Source organism: Blastococcus carthaginiensis (genome assembly GCF_030731085.1).
GTDB lineage: Bacteria > Actinomycetota > Actinomycetes > Mycobacteriales > Geodermatophilaceae > Blastococcus > Blastococcus carthaginiensis.
The window spans coordinates 287,834-305,464 of sequence record NZ_JASNFN010000001.1 but is presented as its reverse complement, the minus strand read 5'-3'; the positions used below and the strand labels follow the sequence as shown (position 1 = coordinate 305,464).

Annotated in this window: 18 protein-coding genes and 4 tRNA genes; 10 read left to right on the top strand and 12 right to left on the bottom strand. The window is 75.4% G+C overall.

The genetic code is table 11. The features are described from left to right. Nucleotides 1-99 precede the first annotated feature (99 nt). The 4 genes from QOZ88_RS01475 to QOZ88_RS01460 all read right to left on the bottom strand — a co-directional run bounded on the left by QOZ88_RS01475 (nucleotide 100) and on the right by QOZ88_RS01460 (nucleotide 1,796). Complete coding sequence (locus QOZ88_RS01475) at nucleotides 100-666, bottom strand: dienelactone hydrolase family protein (RefSeq protein ID WP_305998057.1); 567 nt, start codon at nucleotides 664-666, stop codon at nucleotides 100-102. Nucleotides 667-720: 54 nt separating this feature from the next. Continuing rightward, nucleotides 721-843, bottom strand: a complete 123-nt coding sequence (locus QOZ88_RS01470; RefSeq protein WP_305998056.1) for a hypothetical protein — start codon at nucleotides 841-843, stop codon at nucleotides 721-723. Nucleotides 844-1,176: 333 nt separating this feature from the next. Then, nucleotides 1,177-1,494, bottom strand: coding sequence for a hypothetical protein (locus QOZ88_RS01465; protein ID WP_305998055.1), 318 nt, complete (start codon nucleotides 1,492-1,494; stop codon nucleotides 1,177-1,179). Further along, the gene (locus tag QOZ88_RS01460) at nucleotides 1,491-1,796 is read right to left on the bottom strand and encodes a hypothetical protein (RefSeq protein WP_305998054.1); all 306 of its coding nucleotides are present in this window, start codon (nucleotides 1,794-1,796) and stop codon (nucleotides 1,491-1,493) included. Before QOZ88_RS01460 ends, QOZ88_RS01465 begins: the two co-directional genes overlap by 4 nt. 321 nt (nucleotides 1,797-2,117) lie before the next feature. On the opposite strand from QOZ88_RS01460, the gene QOZ88_RS01455 reads away from it, so the two are divergent. Then, nucleotides 2,118-2,621, top strand: a complete 504-nt coding sequence (locus QOZ88_RS01455) for a hypothetical protein (protein ID WP_305998053.1) — start codon at nucleotides 2,118-2,120, stop codon at nucleotides 2,619-2,621. A 65-nt stretch (nucleotides 2,622-2,686) separates the two neighbouring features. On the opposite strand, the gene QOZ88_RS01450 is transcribed toward QOZ88_RS01455, so the two are convergent. Continuing rightward, a tRNA-Lys gene (locus QOZ88_RS01450) sits at nucleotides 2,687-2,759 on the bottom strand. 311 nt (nucleotides 2,760-3,070) lie between these two features. Here QOZ88_RS01450 and QOZ88_RS01445 point away from each other — a divergent pair. Next, on the top strand, nucleotides 3,071-4,570 hold the full coding sequence (locus QOZ88_RS01445; protein WP_305998052.1) for a malate:quinone oxidoreductase: 1,500 nt from the start codon (nucleotides 3,071-3,073) through the stop codon (nucleotides 4,568-4,570). A gap of 423 nt (nucleotides 4,571-4,993) precedes the next feature. On the opposite strand, the gene QOZ88_RS01440 is transcribed toward QOZ88_RS01445, so the two are convergent. Next, nucleotides 4,994-5,842, bottom strand: coding sequence for a hypothetical protein (locus QOZ88_RS01440; protein ID WP_305998051.1), 849 nt, complete (start codon nucleotides 5,840-5,842; stop codon nucleotides 4,994-4,996). A gap of 28 nt (nucleotides 5,843-5,870) precedes the next feature. Next, entirely contained in the window at nucleotides 5,871-6,746 is an 876-nt protein-coding gene (locus tag QOZ88_RS01435; protein WP_305998050.1) for a Rieske 2Fe-2S domain-containing protein, read from the bottom strand. Nucleotides 6,747-6,935: 189 nt separating this feature from the next. Here QOZ88_RS01435 and QOZ88_RS01430 point away from each other — a divergent pair, with 189 nt between their 5' ends. From QOZ88_RS01430 to QOZ88_RS01405, 6 genes are all read left to right on the top strand, one after another. Then, nucleotides 6,936-7,454, top strand: coding sequence for a GtrA family protein (locus QOZ88_RS01430; RefSeq protein ID WP_305998049.1), 519 nt, complete (start codon nucleotides 6,936-6,938; stop codon nucleotides 7,452-7,454). A 53-nt stretch (nucleotides 7,455-7,507) separates the two neighbouring features. After that, entirely contained in the window at nucleotides 7,508-9,151 is a 1,644-nt protein-coding gene (locus QOZ88_RS01425) for a metallophosphoesterase (RefSeq protein WP_305998048.1), read from the top strand. Between the two features lie 24 nt (nucleotides 9,152-9,175). Beyond that, nucleotides 9,176-9,508: a hypothetical protein gene (locus QOZ88_RS01420; RefSeq protein WP_305998047.1), complete on the top strand. Its 333-nt coding sequence runs from the start codon at nucleotides 9,176-9,178 to the stop codon at nucleotides 9,506-9,508. A gap of 83 nt (nucleotides 9,509-9,591) precedes the next feature. After that, nucleotides 9,592-9,664 (top strand) — tRNA-Glu (locus tag QOZ88_RS01415). A gap of 23 nt (nucleotides 9,665-9,687) precedes the next feature. Beyond that, nucleotides 9,688-9,761: transfer RNA gene (locus tag QOZ88_RS01410), tRNA-Asp, on the top strand. A 23-nt stretch (nucleotides 9,762-9,784) separates the two neighbouring features. Continuing rightward, nucleotides 9,785-9,858: transfer RNA gene (locus QOZ88_RS01405), tRNA-Phe, on the top strand. A 46-nt stretch (nucleotides 9,859-9,904) separates the two neighbouring features. On the opposite strand, the gene QOZ88_RS01400 is transcribed toward QOZ88_RS01405, so the two are convergent. Beyond that, the gene (locus tag QOZ88_RS01400) at nucleotides 9,905-10,942 is read right to left on the bottom strand and encodes a hypothetical protein (protein WP_305998046.1); all 1,038 of its coding nucleotides are present in this window, start codon (nucleotides 10,940-10,942) and stop codon (nucleotides 9,905-9,907) included. Nucleotides 10,943-11,432: 490 nt separating this feature from the next. On the opposite strand from QOZ88_RS01400, the gene QOZ88_RS01395 reads away from it, so the two are divergent. Beyond that, nucleotides 11,433-11,648, top strand: a complete 216-nt coding sequence (locus tag QOZ88_RS01395; protein ID WP_091930112.1) for a hypothetical protein — start codon at nucleotides 11,433-11,435, stop codon at nucleotides 11,646-11,648. Between the two features lie 246 nt (nucleotides 11,649-11,894). Here the strand turns inward: QOZ88_RS01395 and mftG are convergent, their stop codons facing one another. From mftG to QOZ88_RS01380, 3 genes are read right to left on the bottom strand one after another with little or no spacing between them, the layout of a single operon-like run. Beyond that, nucleotides 11,895-13,403, bottom strand: coding sequence for a mycofactocin dehydrogenase MftG (gene mftG, locus QOZ88_RS01390; protein ID WP_305998045.1), 1,509 nt, complete (start codon nucleotides 13,401-13,403; stop codon nucleotides 11,895-11,897). Beyond that, entirely contained in the window at nucleotides 13,396-14,709 is a 1,314-nt protein-coding gene (locus tag QOZ88_RS01385; RefSeq protein ID WP_305998044.1) for a class I adenylate-forming enzyme family protein, read from the bottom strand. Before QOZ88_RS01385 ends, mftG begins: the two co-directional genes overlap by 8 nt. Next, nucleotides 14,706-15,575 carry an MBL fold metallo-hydrolase gene (locus tag QOZ88_RS01380; RefSeq protein WP_305998043.1) on the bottom strand — a complete coding sequence of 290 codons (870 nt, stop codon included), beginning with the start codon at nucleotides 15,573-15,575 and terminating at the stop codon, nucleotides 14,706-14,708. Before QOZ88_RS01380 ends, QOZ88_RS01385 begins: the two co-directional genes overlap by 4 nt. 58 nt (nucleotides 15,576-15,633) lie before the next feature. On the opposite strand from QOZ88_RS01380, the gene QOZ88_RS01375 reads away from it, so the two are divergent. Continuing rightward, complete coding sequence (locus QOZ88_RS01375; protein ID WP_305998042.1) at nucleotides 15,634-16,164, top strand: hypothetical protein; 531 nt, start codon at nucleotides 15,634-15,636, stop codon at nucleotides 16,162-16,164. A gap of 22 nt (nucleotides 16,165-16,186) precedes the next feature. On the opposite strand, the gene QOZ88_RS01370 is transcribed toward QOZ88_RS01375, so the two are convergent. Further along, nucleotides 16,187-17,566, bottom strand: a complete 1,380-nt coding sequence (locus QOZ88_RS01370; RefSeq protein ID WP_305998041.1) for a M23 family metallopeptidase — start codon at nucleotides 17,564-17,566, stop codon at nucleotides 16,187-16,189. Between the last annotated feature and the right edge of the window lie 65 nt (nucleotides 17,567-17,631).

The following is a 17,631-nucleotide window of genomic DNA, read 5'->3' as shown; positions in this document are numbered from 1 at the left end:
CGCCGACCTGTCGACAAACCGCCCGTCCGCGAACGTGGCGGGGGCTCGGGGAGGGGTCGGTCATCCCGCGGCCGCCCCGGCGCCCCGGCGTGTCGCGGATCAGCCCAGGGCGGCGAGGAAGGTCCGCACCCGCTGGAGCACCTGCGCCGCGGCCGCCGCGTCGTGGTCGGCGAGGCTCCGGTCGGTGAACAGGTGCCGGTCCCCCGGGTAGAGGAACAGCTCGGCGCCGTCGACCGCCCCGGCGAGCTCGCGCGCGACGTCGACGTCCCCCCGGTCATCGGCGTCCATGACGTGGAACTGCACCGGCACCCCGGCGGCCCACTCGTCGGCGAACTCCCCGAGCGGGACGGCGGCGTGTATGAGCACCGCTGCGGCGGCTCCCGGGCGGGTCTGCGCCATCAGCTGCGCCGGCATGACGCCGAGGGAAAAGCCCGCGTAGACCAACCGCTCGGGCAGCTCCGCCACGGCCGCCCGGCCGCGCGCGAGCACGGTGCCGAAGCCGATCTCCTGCGCGTGCGCGACGCCCTCGTCGAGGGTGGCGAAGGTGCGCCCCTCGTACAGGTCGGGCGTGTGGACGACGTGCCCGTCCGCCCGCAGGTCGTCGGCGAACGCGCGGACCCCGGAGGTCAGCCCCTGCGCGTGGTGGAACAGCACCATCTCGGCCATGAACGGACGCTAGCGGCCGGGGGTGACAACGCGGGCCGCCGAACGCCGCGGCCCTCACCCGCCCCGGGCGTCGCGGCGCTTCTTCCTCCTGTCGGTCAACCGTGCGAGCAGCACGTACCGGCCGACGATCAGGACGACGACCAGGACGCCCAGGCCGATCGCCAGCAGCGTCTCCATGAGCACGGCTCCCTCCGGTCGACTCGCCCGGTGACCGAGCGGGCTGCAGCCTTCCCGATCAGGCGCGTGGCCGCTGCTCGCCCACACAGGTTGTACTGGCCAGCGAGGTGGTTCAGACGCGCGATCGGGGTGTGACGTCCGGTCGCCGGACGTCATCGGTCGCTGGTTGAGCGCTGCGACTCGCCGTCCATGCCTCTGCGGCCTCGAGCAGGTCAGCGGCCCGCCGCAGTGCCTGGTGCCCACGAGACCCGCCTGCGCCGAAGGGCGGGACCGAAGGCGGTCCGACGACGGGCAGGCGCTCCGTGGACCGGGGCCCCTACCCGGTTCATCGAGCTAACCGAGCAGTTCACCCAGCCGCTTCACGTCGACCTGGAGTCGCTCGACGATGTTCGACAACGATCCGTTGTCGTGCTCGACCATGCCGCGGAGGATCCATCCGCGGACGAGGGTCGACACCGGTACGTCCATCCGACGTGCGATGGTCTCGATGGCTGCGATGTCGTTCGGGTCCAGACGGACGGAGAACACCTGTGCTCGATTGCGGTTGCGTCGAACGCCGGCCGCGGGCAGATCCTCCCCGCGAGTGAGTTCCGAAGCATTCCGCTCGTCGACCGCGATCCTCTGCAACTCCTCGTGCGTGAGCTGGCTCATTCTTCCGCCTCCTCTCGATACCTGCGGCTGTCGGTGCTGTTGGAGCGCCACCCGTTGACCCCGTACCAGCCGCTTCCGGCCAACTCGGTGTCGGCGTGCAGCAGGATGACGGTGAGGATGGCGCGGGCGGTCTGCGAGTAGCCGATGACACGCACGCTGAGACCTGATCGGCTCCTCGGGTCCGGGTCGAACCACAGAACATCGACGTCGTTGACGGCTTCCGTGGCCTCCCCCGGCGCCACCTGGTGGCGGCTGAACATGTGGTCGACCGCCAGGAACGTCCAGTCGACCTTCTCGATCACGCGGCCGAGTGTATGACGTGCCGTAATACGTGACAATCTTCCACCGGCAGGTCACTCGGGCGGGGCAGCGCCTCCGGCCTGTCCTGACCAGAGGCGCTGACCCGCTCACGGCGAGTTGGACGCCGACCTGGACGTCATCAGCGGCAGGCTGACGCCATCGCCCTGAAGGGGCGATCATCGGCGCGCGAGGCGCCCGACGCTGGAGACGAGCAAGTTCATGAGGCGCACACCTCGTGCACCGGCGGTCTCACCAACTCGTCGTCACGAGCAGGCGGGCGCTGACCGTGCATGTCATGCGGCGTTGCGGGCAACGATCTCGCCATGGCCGAACGACACGGTGAAGACCCGGAGGTTCTCCACCGGGCAGCGCAGACCGCGATCCTGGCCGGTCTCGCCGGCGGGATCGACGATGCCTCCGAGCTCATGCTCTCGGTCCAGCCGTACGACGTCCGCGGCCACTTCACGCCGGACGTCGCACTGCTCGAGGTGGCAGCGGCGGCGCTCGGGCTTGCCTGCCCGCCAGGGAGCGAGCGGCTGGAGTACGAGGGGCTGACGGATCGCTACCTGGCCGACCTGTTGCTCGACGGCCGCACCGTGCGCCGCCGGACGCAGTACGCCATCTACGCGGCCGCCTGCATGCGCGGCGGACTGCATCCCGACCTGCTGATGGAAGCCGGCAGCTGGGAGCCGAGGCTGTGGACGTACGCCGTCTCGGCCGTCGTCCTGTACAGCCGTGCCGCGGCCGACCGCCTCGGGCTCGCCCTACCCGAGGTGGCTTCGAGGATCGCCGTGGAGCTCGGCCTCGAGCTGTCCGAAGGGGTCTGAACGAAGCTGGAGACTGCAGCCCCCTTCTCCGGCCCGGGAATTGACCTGCCTGCGACATCACACGGTGGGCCCCGAGGGGATCGAACCCTCAACCCGCGGATTAAAAGTCCGCTGCTCTGCCAGTTGAGCTAGAGGCCCGGGAGCGCGCGATCGACGGGTCGGCGGCACCCGGCGGAAGGCTACCGCCGGTGGCCCGATAGATCCTGGCGCCAGGACGGAGACGGCCACGCGGCGGTTGCGGACGAGGGCCGGCGGACCGGACGGCGGACGTGCTGGATCGGCCCGCGCAGCGGCACCGACAGAGGCGGCCCTAACCTTGAGGGGCTGCGCCCACGAGGCGCGGTGACATACCTCATACGCCCGCGATCGCATGCAGCGGCCAAATCCGGCCGACGATCGAAGAGGAGGCGCCGCGGCGCCGGGCCGAGCACACAGCCAGAGAGGCAGACGTGACTTCCGAGCGCAGCGTTCCCGACAGCGCGAACCCCGACGTCGTACTCGTCGGCGGCGGCATCATGAGCGCCACGCTGGCGCAGCTGCTGCACCTGGTCGCCCCCGAGTGGAGCGTGGCGGTCTTCGAGTCGGGCAGCGCCGTCGCCGGTGAGAGCTCGGGCCCCTGGAACAACGCCGGCACGGGGCACGCCGCCCTCTGCGAGCTGAACTACACGCCGGCCGGCCCCGACGGGCAGGTCGACCCCAGCAAGGCCATCACGATCAACGAGCAGTTCCAGGTCTCGCGCCAGTTCTGGTCGCACCTGGTCCGCGCCGGCATGACGGGCTCGCCCAAGGACTTCATCTCGCCGGTCCCCCACCTGAGCTTCGTCAGCGGCGAGCAGGGGCGCACCTACATGCGCAACCGGTACACCGCCCTCAGCGCCCAGCCCCTGTTCGAGGGCATGGAGTACACCGAGAGCCAGGCCGAGATGGCCGAGTGGCTGCCGCTGATGATGGAGGGCCGCGATCCGGAGGAGATCGTCGCCGCCACCCGCTCGGTCGCCGGTACCGACGTCAACTTCGGCGCCCTCACCCGCCTCATGCTCGACGACGCCGCCACCCGCGGCGTGAACGTCCACGTCAACCAGCGGGTGGACGCCCTCGAGAAGGAAAGCGACGGCCGCTGGAAGGTGACCGTCCGCGACACCCGCTCCGGCGACCGCGTCACGATGCGCACCCGCTTCGTCTTCGTCGGCGCCGGCGGCGGTGCGCTCCCGCTGCTGCAGCAGGCCGGCATCCCCGAGATCCGCGGCTTCGGCGGCTTCCCGGTCAGCGGCATGTTCCTGCGCACCCGGTCGCCCGAGCTGGTCAGCCGCCACCAGGCCAAGGTCTACGGCCAGGCCGCCGTCGGCGCCCCGCCGATGTCGGTGCCGCACCTGGACCTGCGGCTGATCGACGGTGAGTACTCGCTGCTGTTCGGGCCCTACGCCGGCTTCTCGCCCAAGTTCCTCAAGGCCGGCTCGATGTTCGACCTGCCCAAGAGCGTCAAGCCCAACAACCTGGGCTCCATGCTCGGTGTGGCCCGCAAGGAGTTGGCGCTGACCAAGTACCTGATCGGCGAGCTGGTGCAGTCCCGCTCGGCCCGGCACCGCACCCTCCAGGCCTTCGTGCCCACCGCCGAGAAGCGCGACTGGGACATGGTCACCGCCGGCCAGCGGGTGCAGGTCATCAAGCAGGACCCGAACAGCGGCAAGGGCGTCCTGCAGTTCGGCACCGAGCTCATCGTCGGCGGGGACGGGAGCATCGCCGGCCTGCTCGGCGCCTCGCCCGGCGCCTCCACCGCCGTCTCGGCGATGCTGACGCTGCTCGAGCGCTGCTTCCCGCAGCGGCTGGACGCGTGGCGACCGCGCCTGCAGGAGGCCATCCCCTCCTACGGCCGGCCGCTCAACGACGAGCCCGCGCTGCTGGCCGAGGTGCGCGCCGACACCACGCAGACGCTGGAGCTCAACGGCTGATCCACCGCGCGACCCCGGGCCCGGGCGGCCGGTCCCCCACGGGACGGGCCACCCGGGCGTCGTCGTCACAGCACGTCGAACGCCAGCAGCAGCACGAGGGTCAGCAGCGCCGACACGAGCAGCGACCCGAGGCAGCCCAGACGGCTGGAGAAGAGGAAGAACACCCTCCGCCGGTGCCCGCCGACCCCGGCAGCCCACACCTCATGTGCAGGGCGTCACCCCGGTAGGGCCCGGACCACCCGATCAGGGGATCGCGGCCGACCCGGACGATTACGTACCGTCATCGTCGTTCGGTCGGGAGCGCGACACCGCGCCCCGTCCGCCGCATCGTCCGCTCCCGCGCCCCGGCGCCGGGCGGGTACGACCCCGGCCCGGCTGACCCGTTCCCCCCGGGGCGGCCGGGCCGGCTTCTTCCCCGCAACCTCAGGCGCGCCGGCACACCTGCCGCACGAGCTCGGTGAGCGCTTCCCGCAGGCCGTCGTCGACCGGGAGGTCGACCACCACCTCCGGCCGCTCGCCGATCCGCACCCCCACGGGGAACAGGTGCGGCTGCTTCACCTCGGCCAGGACGTGCGCGTCGCAGGTGGCCGGGGTGAACGTCACGGCGCCGGCCGTCGTCGCCGCGCCCGCGGGCAGCTCGAGGGGCAGCTCCGCCGCGACGTCGAACTGGACGTTGCCCCCGACGCGGCCGACGACGACCTCGTCGTCGGCTCCCAGCCGGGCCAGGGCCAGACGGCCGGTGAGCCGCTCGGGGCCCGCCTGCAGCCCGTCCACCCGGAGTTCGACCGCCTCGGCCACCGCGCGGGCCCTGCACTCCTCCGCGTGCACCCGGGCGAGCGCGTCGCCCTCCAGCGGCACCCGCACCTCCTCCACCGAGCCGTCCGGCCGGGCGAGCGTCAACCGCGCGACCGGGGCCCCGCTGCCGGCGGGGCACACCGCCTCGCCGTAGGGGGTCGGCAGGTCGATGACCCGCCCGGGCACGAACCCGGCGGTCACCCCGGACGGCGGGAGCGGCGCGAACCCGGGCGCGTCCAGCGCCACCCCGGTCACCGTGTACGGCGCACCCCCGGTGTGGGTGACCCGCACCTGGACCCGCCCGCCGACGGCTTCGTCGGTGCGCAGGCGGACCGCCTCGGCGGCGACCCCCGGCACCCGTGGCTGCGCGGTGGGCGCGGCGCTCGCCGGCGCCGGGTCCGCCCGCGGCTCGACGGGCTCGCCGCCGCACGCGGCGAGGAGCAGCGCCCCCGCCAGCACCACGGCCCTCCGCCCCATGCCGCCGCAGCGTAGGGCGGCGCCCGCGTCAGCGGTGGCGGCTCGGCACCCGGGCCTTGACCCGGCCGGCGTCCATGCGCACCTCGAGTTTCTCCTGCGGGTTGGCCGCCGGCCCGCGGCGCGGCTCACCGTCGTCGAGGTCGAAGGCGGAGCCGTGCCACGGGCAGACCAGGCACTCGCTGCCCCGCACCGTCTCCACGGTGCCCTCGTCGAGCGGGCCCGACAGGTGGGAGCAGGCGCCGACGAAGACGTCGACCCGCGCGCCGCGGCGCACGACCGCCAGCGGCACCGACATGCTGCCGCCCTTGCCGGTGCGCATCGTCGGCCGGCCCTCGGGCAGGTCGTCGAGCGGCCCCAGGTCGACCCAGTCGGTGGTCAGGGCGCGGACGGCGGTCGCCGCGTGCGACGCACCCGAGGACTGCGCGTAGGACATGTGCCCGCCGATCGCCGCCGAACTGCCGGCCAGGCCCAGGCCCGCGTAGGCCAGCGCACGGCCCAGCGTCCCCCGCCCGCGCGCGCGGGCCACGAGCGATCCGCCGTAGAGCCCCACCGCCGCGGTGTTCATCACCGCGTGCAGCGCACCCAGCCGTCGGACCCCGGCGCCCTGCTCCGACCAGTCCGCGGCACCGGACAGCGCGGCGGGGACGGAGACGGCGACGCCGGTGCCGATCAGCACGGTGGCGGCCGGTCGCAGCGGCGGCACGGCGTCCAGCAGGGCGGCCGAGACCCAGCTGCCCACCGGCACCTGCACCAGCACCGGGTGCAGCGGGTGCCCCAGCCAGGTGCCGTGCAGGACGTCCTTGACCGCGCTCGGCATGCCCTGGACGGCACGCCGGGCCGGCTCGATGGCCTTGTCGAACGCCGTCACGTCCGCGATGCGGTCCAGGAAGCCCATGAGACTCATGGGCGCCCCCTACCCGCACGACCCCGGCCCGACGCACGGGACGACGACGACTGCGCCGGGGCACGCACAGGTGACCGTGAGCAAGGACACGGGTGGATCTCAGCTCGACCAGGCATGTTCACAGGTGACAGCGGTTCTGCCGAGGTGAATCCTTGTCCCACCGTCCCGCCCACCTGCTGAAGGACCCCCGTGACCTGCGCGTCCCTGCTCCGCCGCGGCCAGGCCGCCGACACCGTCGGTGACCTGCCGGACGCGCCGGCGCCCGGGGAGCGCCCGGTCTCCGACCGCCTGACCGCCTGCCTGCGCGGGGACTCGATCCCGGCCCAGTTCCTGCGCTTCGTGCTGGTCGGTGGGGCGAGCACCGTCGTCTACGCGCTGCTCTTCGTCGCCGGGCACGGCTGGGGTTACCTGACGGCGCACCTCGTGGCGACGGCGGCATCGACGGTGCTCGCCAACGAACTGCACCGCCGGCTGACCTTCCATGCCGACGAGCGGGTGCACTGGTTCACCGCGCAGTGGGAGGCCGGCGGCGTCACCGTCCTGGGCCTGCTGGCCACCAGCACCGCCCTCGGCCTGCTGGACGCCCTCACCGGGGACAACCACCCCGTCCTGCAGATCGCGACGGTCGTCGGCGTGACCGCCTTCATCGGTCTCCTGCGATTCATCGCGCTGCGCTGGATCTTCCGCCCGGCGCCGGCGCGGGCCTGACACGCGCCGCCGGGACCTGAACCACGGTCCGGGCATCGCTTAGCGTGGGCCCGGTGAGCGAGCCCACCGCGTCGACGTCCCCGTGGCCGGGCCGCGCCCGCGTGGCCGCGCTCTGGTCGGCGCGCGTCGCGCTCGCGCTCGTCGGGGCGCTCGTCGCCGTCCTGCTGTTCGCCAAGGTCTCGGCCCCCATCGGCCCCTTCGACGCCACGTTGTCCTTCCGTCCCGCGTCCGGCGGGGCCGAGGTCGCCGTCCCCCCGCTGGGCTCCCTCGCGGTCGACGCCTACGACGGCCCCCTCCGGCTGGACATCTCGCTGCAGTCGGTGGACCAGGCCCGCGCGCAGGCGCTGGCCACCGATCCGGTGCGGCTGGCCGGCGTCGTGGACCGGGTGACGGAGGACCTGCAGGCGGCCGTCGTCCGGCTGGTCTGGGTGACCGTCCTCGTGGCGCTCGCCGGCGCGGCGCTCACCTCCTGGGCGGTGCTCCGCCGGCGCCGGGAACCCGTGATCGCCCTGGGCATCAGCGCGGCGCTGCTGGCCGGCACGGGCGGCCTCGGGGCCGCGACGTGGCGACCGGAGGCGCTCTCCCAGCCCACCTACACCGGTCTGCTGGTCAACGCCAACAGCCTCATCGGCAGCGCGCAGGACCTCGTCGCCCGGTTCGACGCCTACCGCGCGTCGCTGGAGGACCTGGTGGCCAACGTGGGCACCCTCTACGCCACGCTGTCCGCCCTGCCCACCCCGAGCAACACGGGGGACTCGGTGGTCCTGCTGCACATCTCCGACATCCACCTCAACCCGGCCGGCTTCGACCTGGTCCGGCAGGTGGCGGAGAAGTTCGACGTCGACGGCATCCTGGACACCGGTGACATCACCGACTGGGGCTCCGAGCCCGAGAACCGGCTGATCACCTCCGTCGGCGACCTCGACGTCCCCTACGTCTACATCCGCGGCAACCACGACTCGGCCACCACGGCGGGCATCCTGGCCGCCCAGCCCAACGTCACGGTCCTGGACGACTCGGCCGTGACCGTCGCCGGCATCCGCGTCGTCGGTACGCCCGACCCGCGCTTCACCCCCGACAAGAGCACCGGTGACGACGACGCGGGCGCCGACGTCCTGGAGCGCTCCGGCGAGGAACTGGCCGACTACGCCCGCACGCTCGCCGAGGACCCGGCCATCGCGCTGGTCCACGACCCGGAGCAGGCCCCGCCGCTGGACGGACTGGTGCCGCTGGTGCTGGCCGGGCACACGCACGACCGGCAGGTCGAGGAGCTCGAGGACGGCACCCTGCTGATGGTGCAGGGCTCGACCGGCGGTGCCGGCCTGCGGGCGCTCGAGGGCGAGTACCCCGAGCCGCTCACCTGCACCGTGCTCTACCTCGACCCGGAGACCGGTGCGCTGCAGGCCTACGACGACATCACGCTCGGCGGGCTGGGCGCGACCGAGGTCACCGTGGAGCGCACGCTCGTCGCCGCCGACCCTTCGTGGGGGGGGGGGGGGGGGCCCGCCCCCCCCGGGGGGGGGGCCCGCCGGGGGGGGGGGGGCGGGGGGCCGCGCGCCGCCCCCGCCCCCCCCCCCGGGGGGGCGGCGGCGCCCCCCCCCCCCCCCGACGGGGTGGAGCTCCCGGCCGGGGGCGGCACGGCGGGTCCGCCCGTCCCGGCCGACGGGCCGCTCGTCCCGGCCTCCCCGGCGGACTGATCGCCGGGTCCTAGGCTCGGCCGCATGACGTCGACGACGCGCGCCGCCCGGTTCGCCGCAGGAGTTCTCGCCGGCGGCCTCTCCCTCGCGGCCCTCACCGGGTGCAGCTTCTCCTCCGAGAACGTCTCCTGCAGCGGGGGCACCTGCACGGTGACCCTCTCCGGCGCGGGCGCGGAGGCCGAGATCCTCGGCACCACGCTCTCGGTCGGCAGCGTCCAGGACGGCCGGGCCTCGCTGAGCGTCGGCGGGACCACGGTCTCCTGCGCGCAGGGCGAGAGCGTGGCGGCCGGCCCCCTGGAGCTCGCCTGCTCCAGTGTCACCGACGACTCGGTGGAGCTGCGGGCCACGGTCGGCTGAGCGACGCGCCCCCCTCTCGGGGCCCCCGCGTCAGGAGCCGTCCCCGGGGCATGTATTGTTCTCGCTGCCCCCGGCGAACACGAGCCCCCATCGTCTAGCGGTCCAGGACGCCGCCCTTTCAAGGCGGTAGCACGGGTTCGAACCCCGTTGGGGGCACGCAGCACCAGCACCACCAGCAAGGCCCTGTAGCGCAGTTGGTTAGCGCGCCGCCCTGTCACGGCGGAGGTCGCGGGTTCGAGTCCCGTCAGGGTCGCTCTCCGGTGAGATCACCGGGAGGGGCAGGTAGCTCAGTCGGTACGAGCGCTCGCCTGAAAAGCGAGAGGTCGGCGGTTCGACCCCGCCCCTGCCCACACCTCCACCCCGCACGGGCCCGGCAGCTGCCGGGCCCGTCGTCGTTCAGGCCCAGCTGCGGTCGGCCGCCACCTGCGCGTAGACCTCACCGTGCACCTCGCGGACGGCGGTGCGCTGCTCCTCGCGCCAGCCGCGGTCGGCCGGCCGCGGCATCGGGCGGGTCAGGGCGGCACCGATCGCGGCGGACAGGGACACCGGGTCCAGGCCCGCGCGCTCGTCGTTGGTGTAGGGCACCACCTCCGACCACTGGTCGGCGAACCACCCGCAGCTCGGCGCCACGACCCGGGTGCCGACGTCCCGGCAGACCTCCACGTCCGGGGAGTGGGTGCCGCAGCGCTCCGGCAGCACCGCCACGTGCAGCTGCTGCAGCTGGGCGGCCCACTCACCGTCCCCGTACCGGACGATCTCCAGCTCACCGCGGTCGGCGAGGGCGACGACCTCGGGGTCCAGCGCCGGGGCGACCGCCGCGTCGACCAGGATGCGCAGCCGGCCGCCGCCGGACAGCGCGCCGGAGAGCGCCGCGCGGACGATCCCCACGGGGTCGGGCACCGCGCTGGACGCCGGGCCGAGCCGCACGCCGACCAGCCCGCGCTCGGCACCGAGCTCCGGGTCCGGGACGGTGAGGGACGGGTGGGCCACCACGATCGCCGTGCGCCCGTAGCGCTCGGCGATCTCGTCGGCGGCTCCCGGGGTCAGGGTGAGGACCACCTCCGCCGTGGCCAGCACCGCGGCGAGGTGGGTGTCGTGACGTGCGGGCGAGGGGTGCCCGGGGTCCCGCAGCTGGTGGACGGTGACGACCAGGGGGATGCCCAGCCGCTGCAGCTCCTCGGCCCACGCCTCGAGCTCCGCGACCTCCAGGCGACCGAGCCCGGCGTGCAGGTGCACGACGTCGACCTCGGCGGCGTGGGCGGTCAGGTGGGCCCGGTCCAGCCACGGGCTCGGTTCGGCGGGCCCGCCCACCCGGAGCACCCCGGGGGGCAGCACGGCGTCGACGTAGGGGGCGGCGTGCGGGATGGACACCACCCGGATGCCCGTCCCCGGCACAGGGGGCAGCCCCGGGAGCGGGGATTCTGCGTGCGTCACGCGGCGGCGCTTCTCCTCGTGCGATCGAGCCTCACGACAGCACCACGGTGCCGCTCGACGTCCTCAGCGCCCACCGACGTCCTTGCGGCTGCGCCGGTCATGCCTACCCCATCGATCTCCGGACCAACCCGTGACCAACTCCATCGGGTGAGTCGACGTGACCGGCGCGTCACGAGCCGACCCGCGGCCGATCGCGTAGGCCGGCTCCCGGGAACGGGCGAGCGGACCGCCGGCCACCAGCCCCGGGGCGGACTGCGGACCGCGTCCAAGCGCAGCCCGGTGCCAAGCGGACCGTGCGCCCCGGTGGCCCGCAGCGTGGCGAAGGGGCGCCACCGCTTTGTCCCGGGCGCGTCCCCGCGGCCTCGGCGAGAGGTGCCGAGCTCGGCGGGGCGGGACGGGCGGATCGCGGGTGAACTCTGCGGAACTCGCCGTCGATCTTCGGAGACTTCTGCCTGATGACAGCGCACGTTCAGACGCCTACGTTGAGTACATGCTCTCGACGCTCCTGGTCATCGGCGGTGTGCTGGTCGGTCTGCTCGTGCTGCTGGCCGTGATCGTGAGCCTGAGCGCCCGTCCCGCGACCACCAGCCGCGGCACGCAGAGCGGACCGCGCACGCCGGCCTGGGTGGCCGATGCCGGCCGGCCGCACCCCGACGCCTGGTCGGCTCCGACCGTTTCCACCAGCGAGATGCCCGCCGTCCGCTGACGCCACGAGCCCGGGTCCCGGCGGCTGCGTCCTCGCGCCGCCGGGACCCGCGTGCGTGCGCCCACGGGCCCGCAGCACCCCGCCAGCACGCGGGTTGAGCCGTGCCACCGGAGGTTCAGCCGCGCCGTGACGCGGCTGGACGTCCGGTGGAGCGGCCCGACGTGACGTTCACGGGCCTCACCGGGGGGTGGCGCAGAGGGTCCGAGGGGCTCCGTCGTCTCCCACCCCACCCCCTTGCTGCCGGACTCAGCCGGTCACGAGCTCGGCGGCCCGCTCGCCGATGAGCACCGCGGTGGCGGCCGGACCGCGGCTGGGCACCCGCGGCAGCACCGACGTGTCGGCCACCCGGAGCCCCTCGACGCCCCGCACCCGGAGCTCCTGGTCGACCACGGCCCCCGGATCGCTCTCCGGACCCATGCGCGCGGTCCCCGACAGGTGCACGGCGGTGGTCAGCCGGTCGCGGATCCAGACGTCCAGCGCCGCGTCCTCGGCCGGGACCGGACCGGGCTCGCCCAGCGCCGCCAGCGCGCGGGTGCGCAGCAGCTCCGCCGCCAGCCGCACGCCCTCCCGCATGCGGCGCCGGTCGACCTCCTCGACCAGGTGGCCGTACGCCACGACCGGCGGCCCGTCCGGGTCCTCGGCGAGCACCAACCGCCCCCGGCCGGCCGTCCGCTGCAGCGCGACCCCGACCTCGACCACCTCGCCCTCCGGGGCGGTGTGACCGGTCATCACCTGGGCGAACGGCGCCAGCCAGGGCAGCACCTCGAGGTCTCCGGGGACCTCCGCTCCCGCAGAGCTCGCGTGCAGGACGCCGGCGAGCGGTGACCCGCCGGTCGGGGCGGTGGTGCCGGCCCGGGGTCGGAAGGGCAGGTAGACCAGTGGGTGGTCCGAGCACTCCTCGCCCACGCCGGGCGCGGCCACGAGCACGTCGACGCCGGCGGTGCGCAGCCGGTCGGGCGGGCCGATGCCGGACAGCAGCAGCAGGTGCGCCGAGCCCACGGCCCCGGCCGAGAGCACCACCTCGTCGGCGCGGACGTCGCCGGCCGTCGTCCGCACCCCCACCGCGCGGCCCCGCGACACCAGCACCCGCAGCACCCGGACGCCGCCGCGGACGGTGAGGCCGGGGTGCCCGCGCCGCGGGGCCAGGTACGCCGCGGCCGTGCTGATCCGCACGCCATCGACCACGTTGCGCGGCAGCGGGCCGTAGCCGGGGGGCGCGCCGGCGTTCTTGTCGGGCTCGGCGGGCAGCCCCAGCTCCTCGGCGGCCGCGGCGAACGCCCCCGCGAGCGGCGGTCCGCCGGTGGGGCGCGTGACCGGCACCGGCCCGTCGGCCCCGTGTCCGGGACGGCCGCCGTACTCCCGGTCGCTCTCCAGCCGGCACAGCGCCGGGAGCAGCCGCTCCCAGGCCCACAGGTCGTTGCCGGCGGCGGCCCACCCGGCCGCGTCGGCCGGCGTCGGGCGCACGAAGTAGGCGGCGTTGACGGCGCTGGAGCCACCGCTCACCCGGCCGCGGGGCACCCGCACCTCCCGCCCGCCGGGGAGGAGCCCGGGGAGGTCCCAGTTGGCCGGGTGGCCGCTCACCGCGGCGCGCAGGGTGGCGGCGTCGCGCAGCTCGGCCGGGGCGGCCGCGGGATCGGGGTGGTGCGCGCCGGCCTCCAGCAGCAGCACCCGCCGGCCGGCGTCGGCCAGCCGGGCGGCCAGCGGGCACCCGGCCGTGCCCGCGCCGACCACGACGACGTCCCAGTGCTCAGCCACCGGCGAGACCGAGCACCCCCGGCAGGTCCAGCCGGCGCACCTTGCCCGTCGAGGTGCGGGGCAGCTCGGCCAGCGGGTGCAGCGACTTCGGGCGCTTGGCGGGCGCCAGCCGCTCCCTGGCCCAGTCCGCGAGCTCGTCGGCCCCGGCCCCGCCCACGTAGGCGGCGACCACCCGCTGCCCCCAGTCGGGGTCGGGGACGCCGAACACGGCGCTCTCGACCACCCCGGGGTGGGCGTCGAGGACGGCCTCCACCTCGGCCGGGTAGACGTTCACGCCGCCGGAGATGACGAGGTCCTCCCGCCGGCCGTCCAGCCAGACCGTGCCGTCGGCGTCCACCCGGCCCAGGTCGCCGACGGTCACCCGGTCGCCGCGCCACGCCGCCGTCGTCTTCTCCGGGGACCGCCAGTACTCGAACCGGGCCCACCGGGGCACCGCGCACCACAGCTGCCCGCGCTCGTCGGTCTCCAGCCGCCGTCCCGGGCGGGCCCGGCCGACGCTGCCCGGGTGGGCCAGCCAGTCCTCGGGGGAGCAGACGGTGAACTGCGCCTCCGTGGAGCCGTAGAACTCCCAGACGCTCCCGGCGGGCAGCGCCGCCAGGACGGCGCGCTTGAGCGGCTCGGGGCAGGGCGCGCCGGCGTGCACCAGCCGGCGGAACGAGGACCAGTCGACGTCGTCGCGCGCGAGCAGCCGCTGCAGGTGGGTGGGCACGCAGAACGCCGTCGTCGGCCGCAGGGTGGAGAGCACCCGCGCCGCACGCGCGGCGTCGAAGGGCCCGGGCAGGAGCACCTCGCCACCGGCGAGCAGCGTGTGGACGGCGAACCGCAGCGGCGCGCTGTGGTGCAGCGGGGAGAGGACGATGTGCCGGTCCCCCGGCCCGAACTCCCACAGGTCGATCTCCTCGCCGGCCAGGGCGCGTGCGTCGTCCCCGGCGAGAACGCCGGACCACACGCCCTTGCGGCGGCCGGTCGTGCCGGAGGTGTAGTGCATGGGGCGTGCCAGCGGCACCGGGGCGAGGGGCGCCTCGGCCTCGCCCAGCAGCCGCTCGGGCTCGGCGCCGAGGTCCAGCGCCGGATCGGCGTCGGCGGCGAGCGCCGCCCGCTCCCCGGCCGGCAGCGCCGGATCGAGCACCACCGGCACGATGCCGGTGCGCAGGGCTCCGAGGACGACGGCCAGCAGCGCGGGCGAGGCCGCCGCCGAGACCAGCAGCCGGTCCCCCTCCCGCACCCCGGCCGCGGTCAGCGCGGCGGCGGCACGGCGCTGGTCGCGCTCGCTGCCGGCCGCCGTCACGACGGGGACGCCGGTCACGCCGGTCGCACCCCGCCGTCGCCGGTGAGCTCCACGCGGCCGTCGGCGGCGAGCTTGTCCAGCGTGGCCCGGGTCGACTGCGCGGCCGCCGGCCACACCTCGCGGGGCACGTCGGCGTAGACGGAGGCGACCAGCTCGTCGACGCTGCCGGCTCCGGCGGCGAGGGCGTCGAGCAGCTGCTGCTCGCGGTGCGCCCGGTGAACCAGGTAGTACTCGAGCACCGCGCCGGGGTCGGTGGTCAGCTCCGGACCGTGGCCGCAGTAGAGGGCGCTGGGGCCCAGGTCGTGCACCCGGCGCAGCGACTCCAGGTAGGCCACCACGTCGCCCTCGGGGTGGGTGACGACCGACGTCCCTCGCCCCAGCACGTGGTCGCCCACCAGGACGGCCCCCGACTCCAGGCGGAACGCCAGGTGGTCGGCGGTGTGACCGGGGGTGCCGACGACGTCGATCGCCGTGCCGGCCAGGGGGAGCCGCTCCCCCGGGGCCAGCAGCCGCCCGTCCGGCCCGGCGACGTCGCCGGACGCGGCGGCGACGGGCGCGTCGAGACGGGCACCCCACGGCAGCGCCGCCTCGGCGTGGTCGCCGTGGTGGTGGGTGACCAGGACCGCCACGCAGCGCGCCGCCCGGGCGGCGAGCACCGCCTCCACGGCCGCCAGGTGGGCGGGGTCGTCGGGCCCCGGGTCGACCAGCACCACCTGGCCGCTGCCGGGCGCACCGACCACGTAGGTGTTCGTGCCGTCGAGGGTCATCGGCGAGGGGTTGGGCGCCAGGACCCGGGTGACCAGCGGCTCCAGCTCGGCGGTGCGCGGCAGCGCGCCGGGCGCGGGCAGCCCCCACGAGGCACGGGGATCGGTCGGAACGGCCACGCCGGGCACGCTAGCCGCGCGGCTGCCGCGACGCCCAGCCGGCCGCTACCCTCCGCCCATGCATCGCTCCCTCCTCCGCTCCGGCCTGCTCCCCGCCGCGACCGCCCTCGCCCTGCTCGCCGGCTGCAGCGGCTCGGAGCCCGAGGACACCACCGCGTCCGAGGAGACCACCGCCTCCCAGCAGACCTCGGCGCCCGAGGAGACCACCGCCTCCGGGACCCCGTCCGCCGCCGGCAGCGAGTTCTGCACGGAGGCGACCGGCATCGTGGAACGGCTCACCAGCAACGCCACGACCGGGAACCCCGCCGACCTGCCGCAGACCTTCCGGGACGCGGCGGAGGAGATCCGCGCGATCGAGGCGCCCGAGGAGCTCGCCGCGGACTGGAACGCGCTGGCCGACGGCGTCGAGGAGATCGCGACCACGCTGCAGGACATCGACCCCACCGACCCGAACGCGCTGGCCACCCTCCAGGAGCGGCTCGCCCCGCTGCAGCAGGAGCTGAGCCAGTCCTCCGACAACGTGGAGCAGTACCTGGTCGAGGAGTGCGGGCTGGGCCTGCCCACCGAGGAGAGCGCGCCGACCGGCTGAGCGCCGGCGGCGCGGCCCGCGCTCAGCCGCCGCAGCCGCCGACGAACACCCCGCGCGCGTTGAGCCACGGCACGGGGTCGACGTGACCACCGTGCATCCGCCCGCTCGGGTGGACCTCGAAGTGCAGGTGCGGGCCGGTGGACTGGCCCCGGTTGCCGACCTCGGCGATCCGCTCCCCCGCCGACACGCGCTCACCGGCGGAGACGAAGTACCGGTTGACGTGGCCGTACACGGTGACCGCGCCGTCGTCGCCCTCGATGTAGACCGCGTAGCCGAAGCCGGTGGCGGTGCCGGCGCGCCGCACGACGCCGCTGGTGACCGCGTACACGGGAGTCCCGATCGGGGCGGCGATGTCCACGCCCCCGTGCAGGGCCCCCCAGCGCCAGCCGTAGCAGCTGGACACCCGGCCCGACGTCGGCTTGACGTACCCGGACCCGCCGACCGCACCGCCGCCGCCATCGCCACCCCCGCTGCTGCTGTCGCCGCCCGCGTTGGCACGGTTCCGGGCCGCTTCCGCCTCGGCTTCGGCCTCCCGGGCGGCGCGCTCGGCCGCCTCCCGCGCGGCGGCCTCCTCGGCGGCCTTCTGCGCGGCCCACTGGTCGTAGGCGTTGCGCGCGCCCTGCAGCTCGAGGAGCTGGATCTGGGCCGCCTGGAGCTGCTGCTCATACTCCGCCTTCTGCGCCTCGATCTCGGCGTAGGCCGCCTGCTGGGTGGCGAGCTGCGCGTCGGCCGCCGCCTTGGCGGCCTCGGCGGTGTCCTCCGCGGTCGCGCGCTCGTCGCGCGTCGCCCGCGCGCTCGACTCGGCGTTGGCCTGCCGGACGCGGGCGATCTCGAACTGGCCCAGGACGTCGAGCTGGTTGGCCGCGACGTAGTCGAGCATCGCGGCGCGCTGGATCAGCTCGCCGGGCCCCTCGGAGTCCAGCAGGGCCGCGGAGCTGGTCAGGCTTCCGCCGTTCATGTAGCTGTCGCGGGAGAACTCCGCGATCCGCTGCTCCGCCGCCACGACCGCCTCGTCGGCGGCCCGCAGCTCGGCGGCCGCCCGGTCCGCGGCCTCCTGGGCCAGCTGCAGCTCCTCCACCGCCGCCTCGTAGGCCGTCCCGGCGGCCTCGGCCAGCACGCCGACGCGCTCGAGGTCGGCCTCGGCGGTGGCGACGAGGGCGCGGATCCGGCCCACCTCCGCGGCGGCCGCGTCCTGCTGGCTCCGCGCCGCGCCGATCTGGCCGTCGGTCGGGTTCGGCGGGGGCGCCGGCACGGCGACGGCGGGCGCAGTCGTGAGCACCAGCGCGGCTCCGGCGACGACCCCGACCAGGGCGGTGCGCAGCGGGCGGGGTGAGCGGCCCGCGACGGGACAGCGGCGGCCGGCCCGCGGAGTCGCCGGTCCGTGCGAACGGCGCTGGGACATGTGCTCGCTCCCTGGGGAAGAGGGTGGGGCGGTGTGGCCTGCGAACGGTCCCACTGTCACCGGGA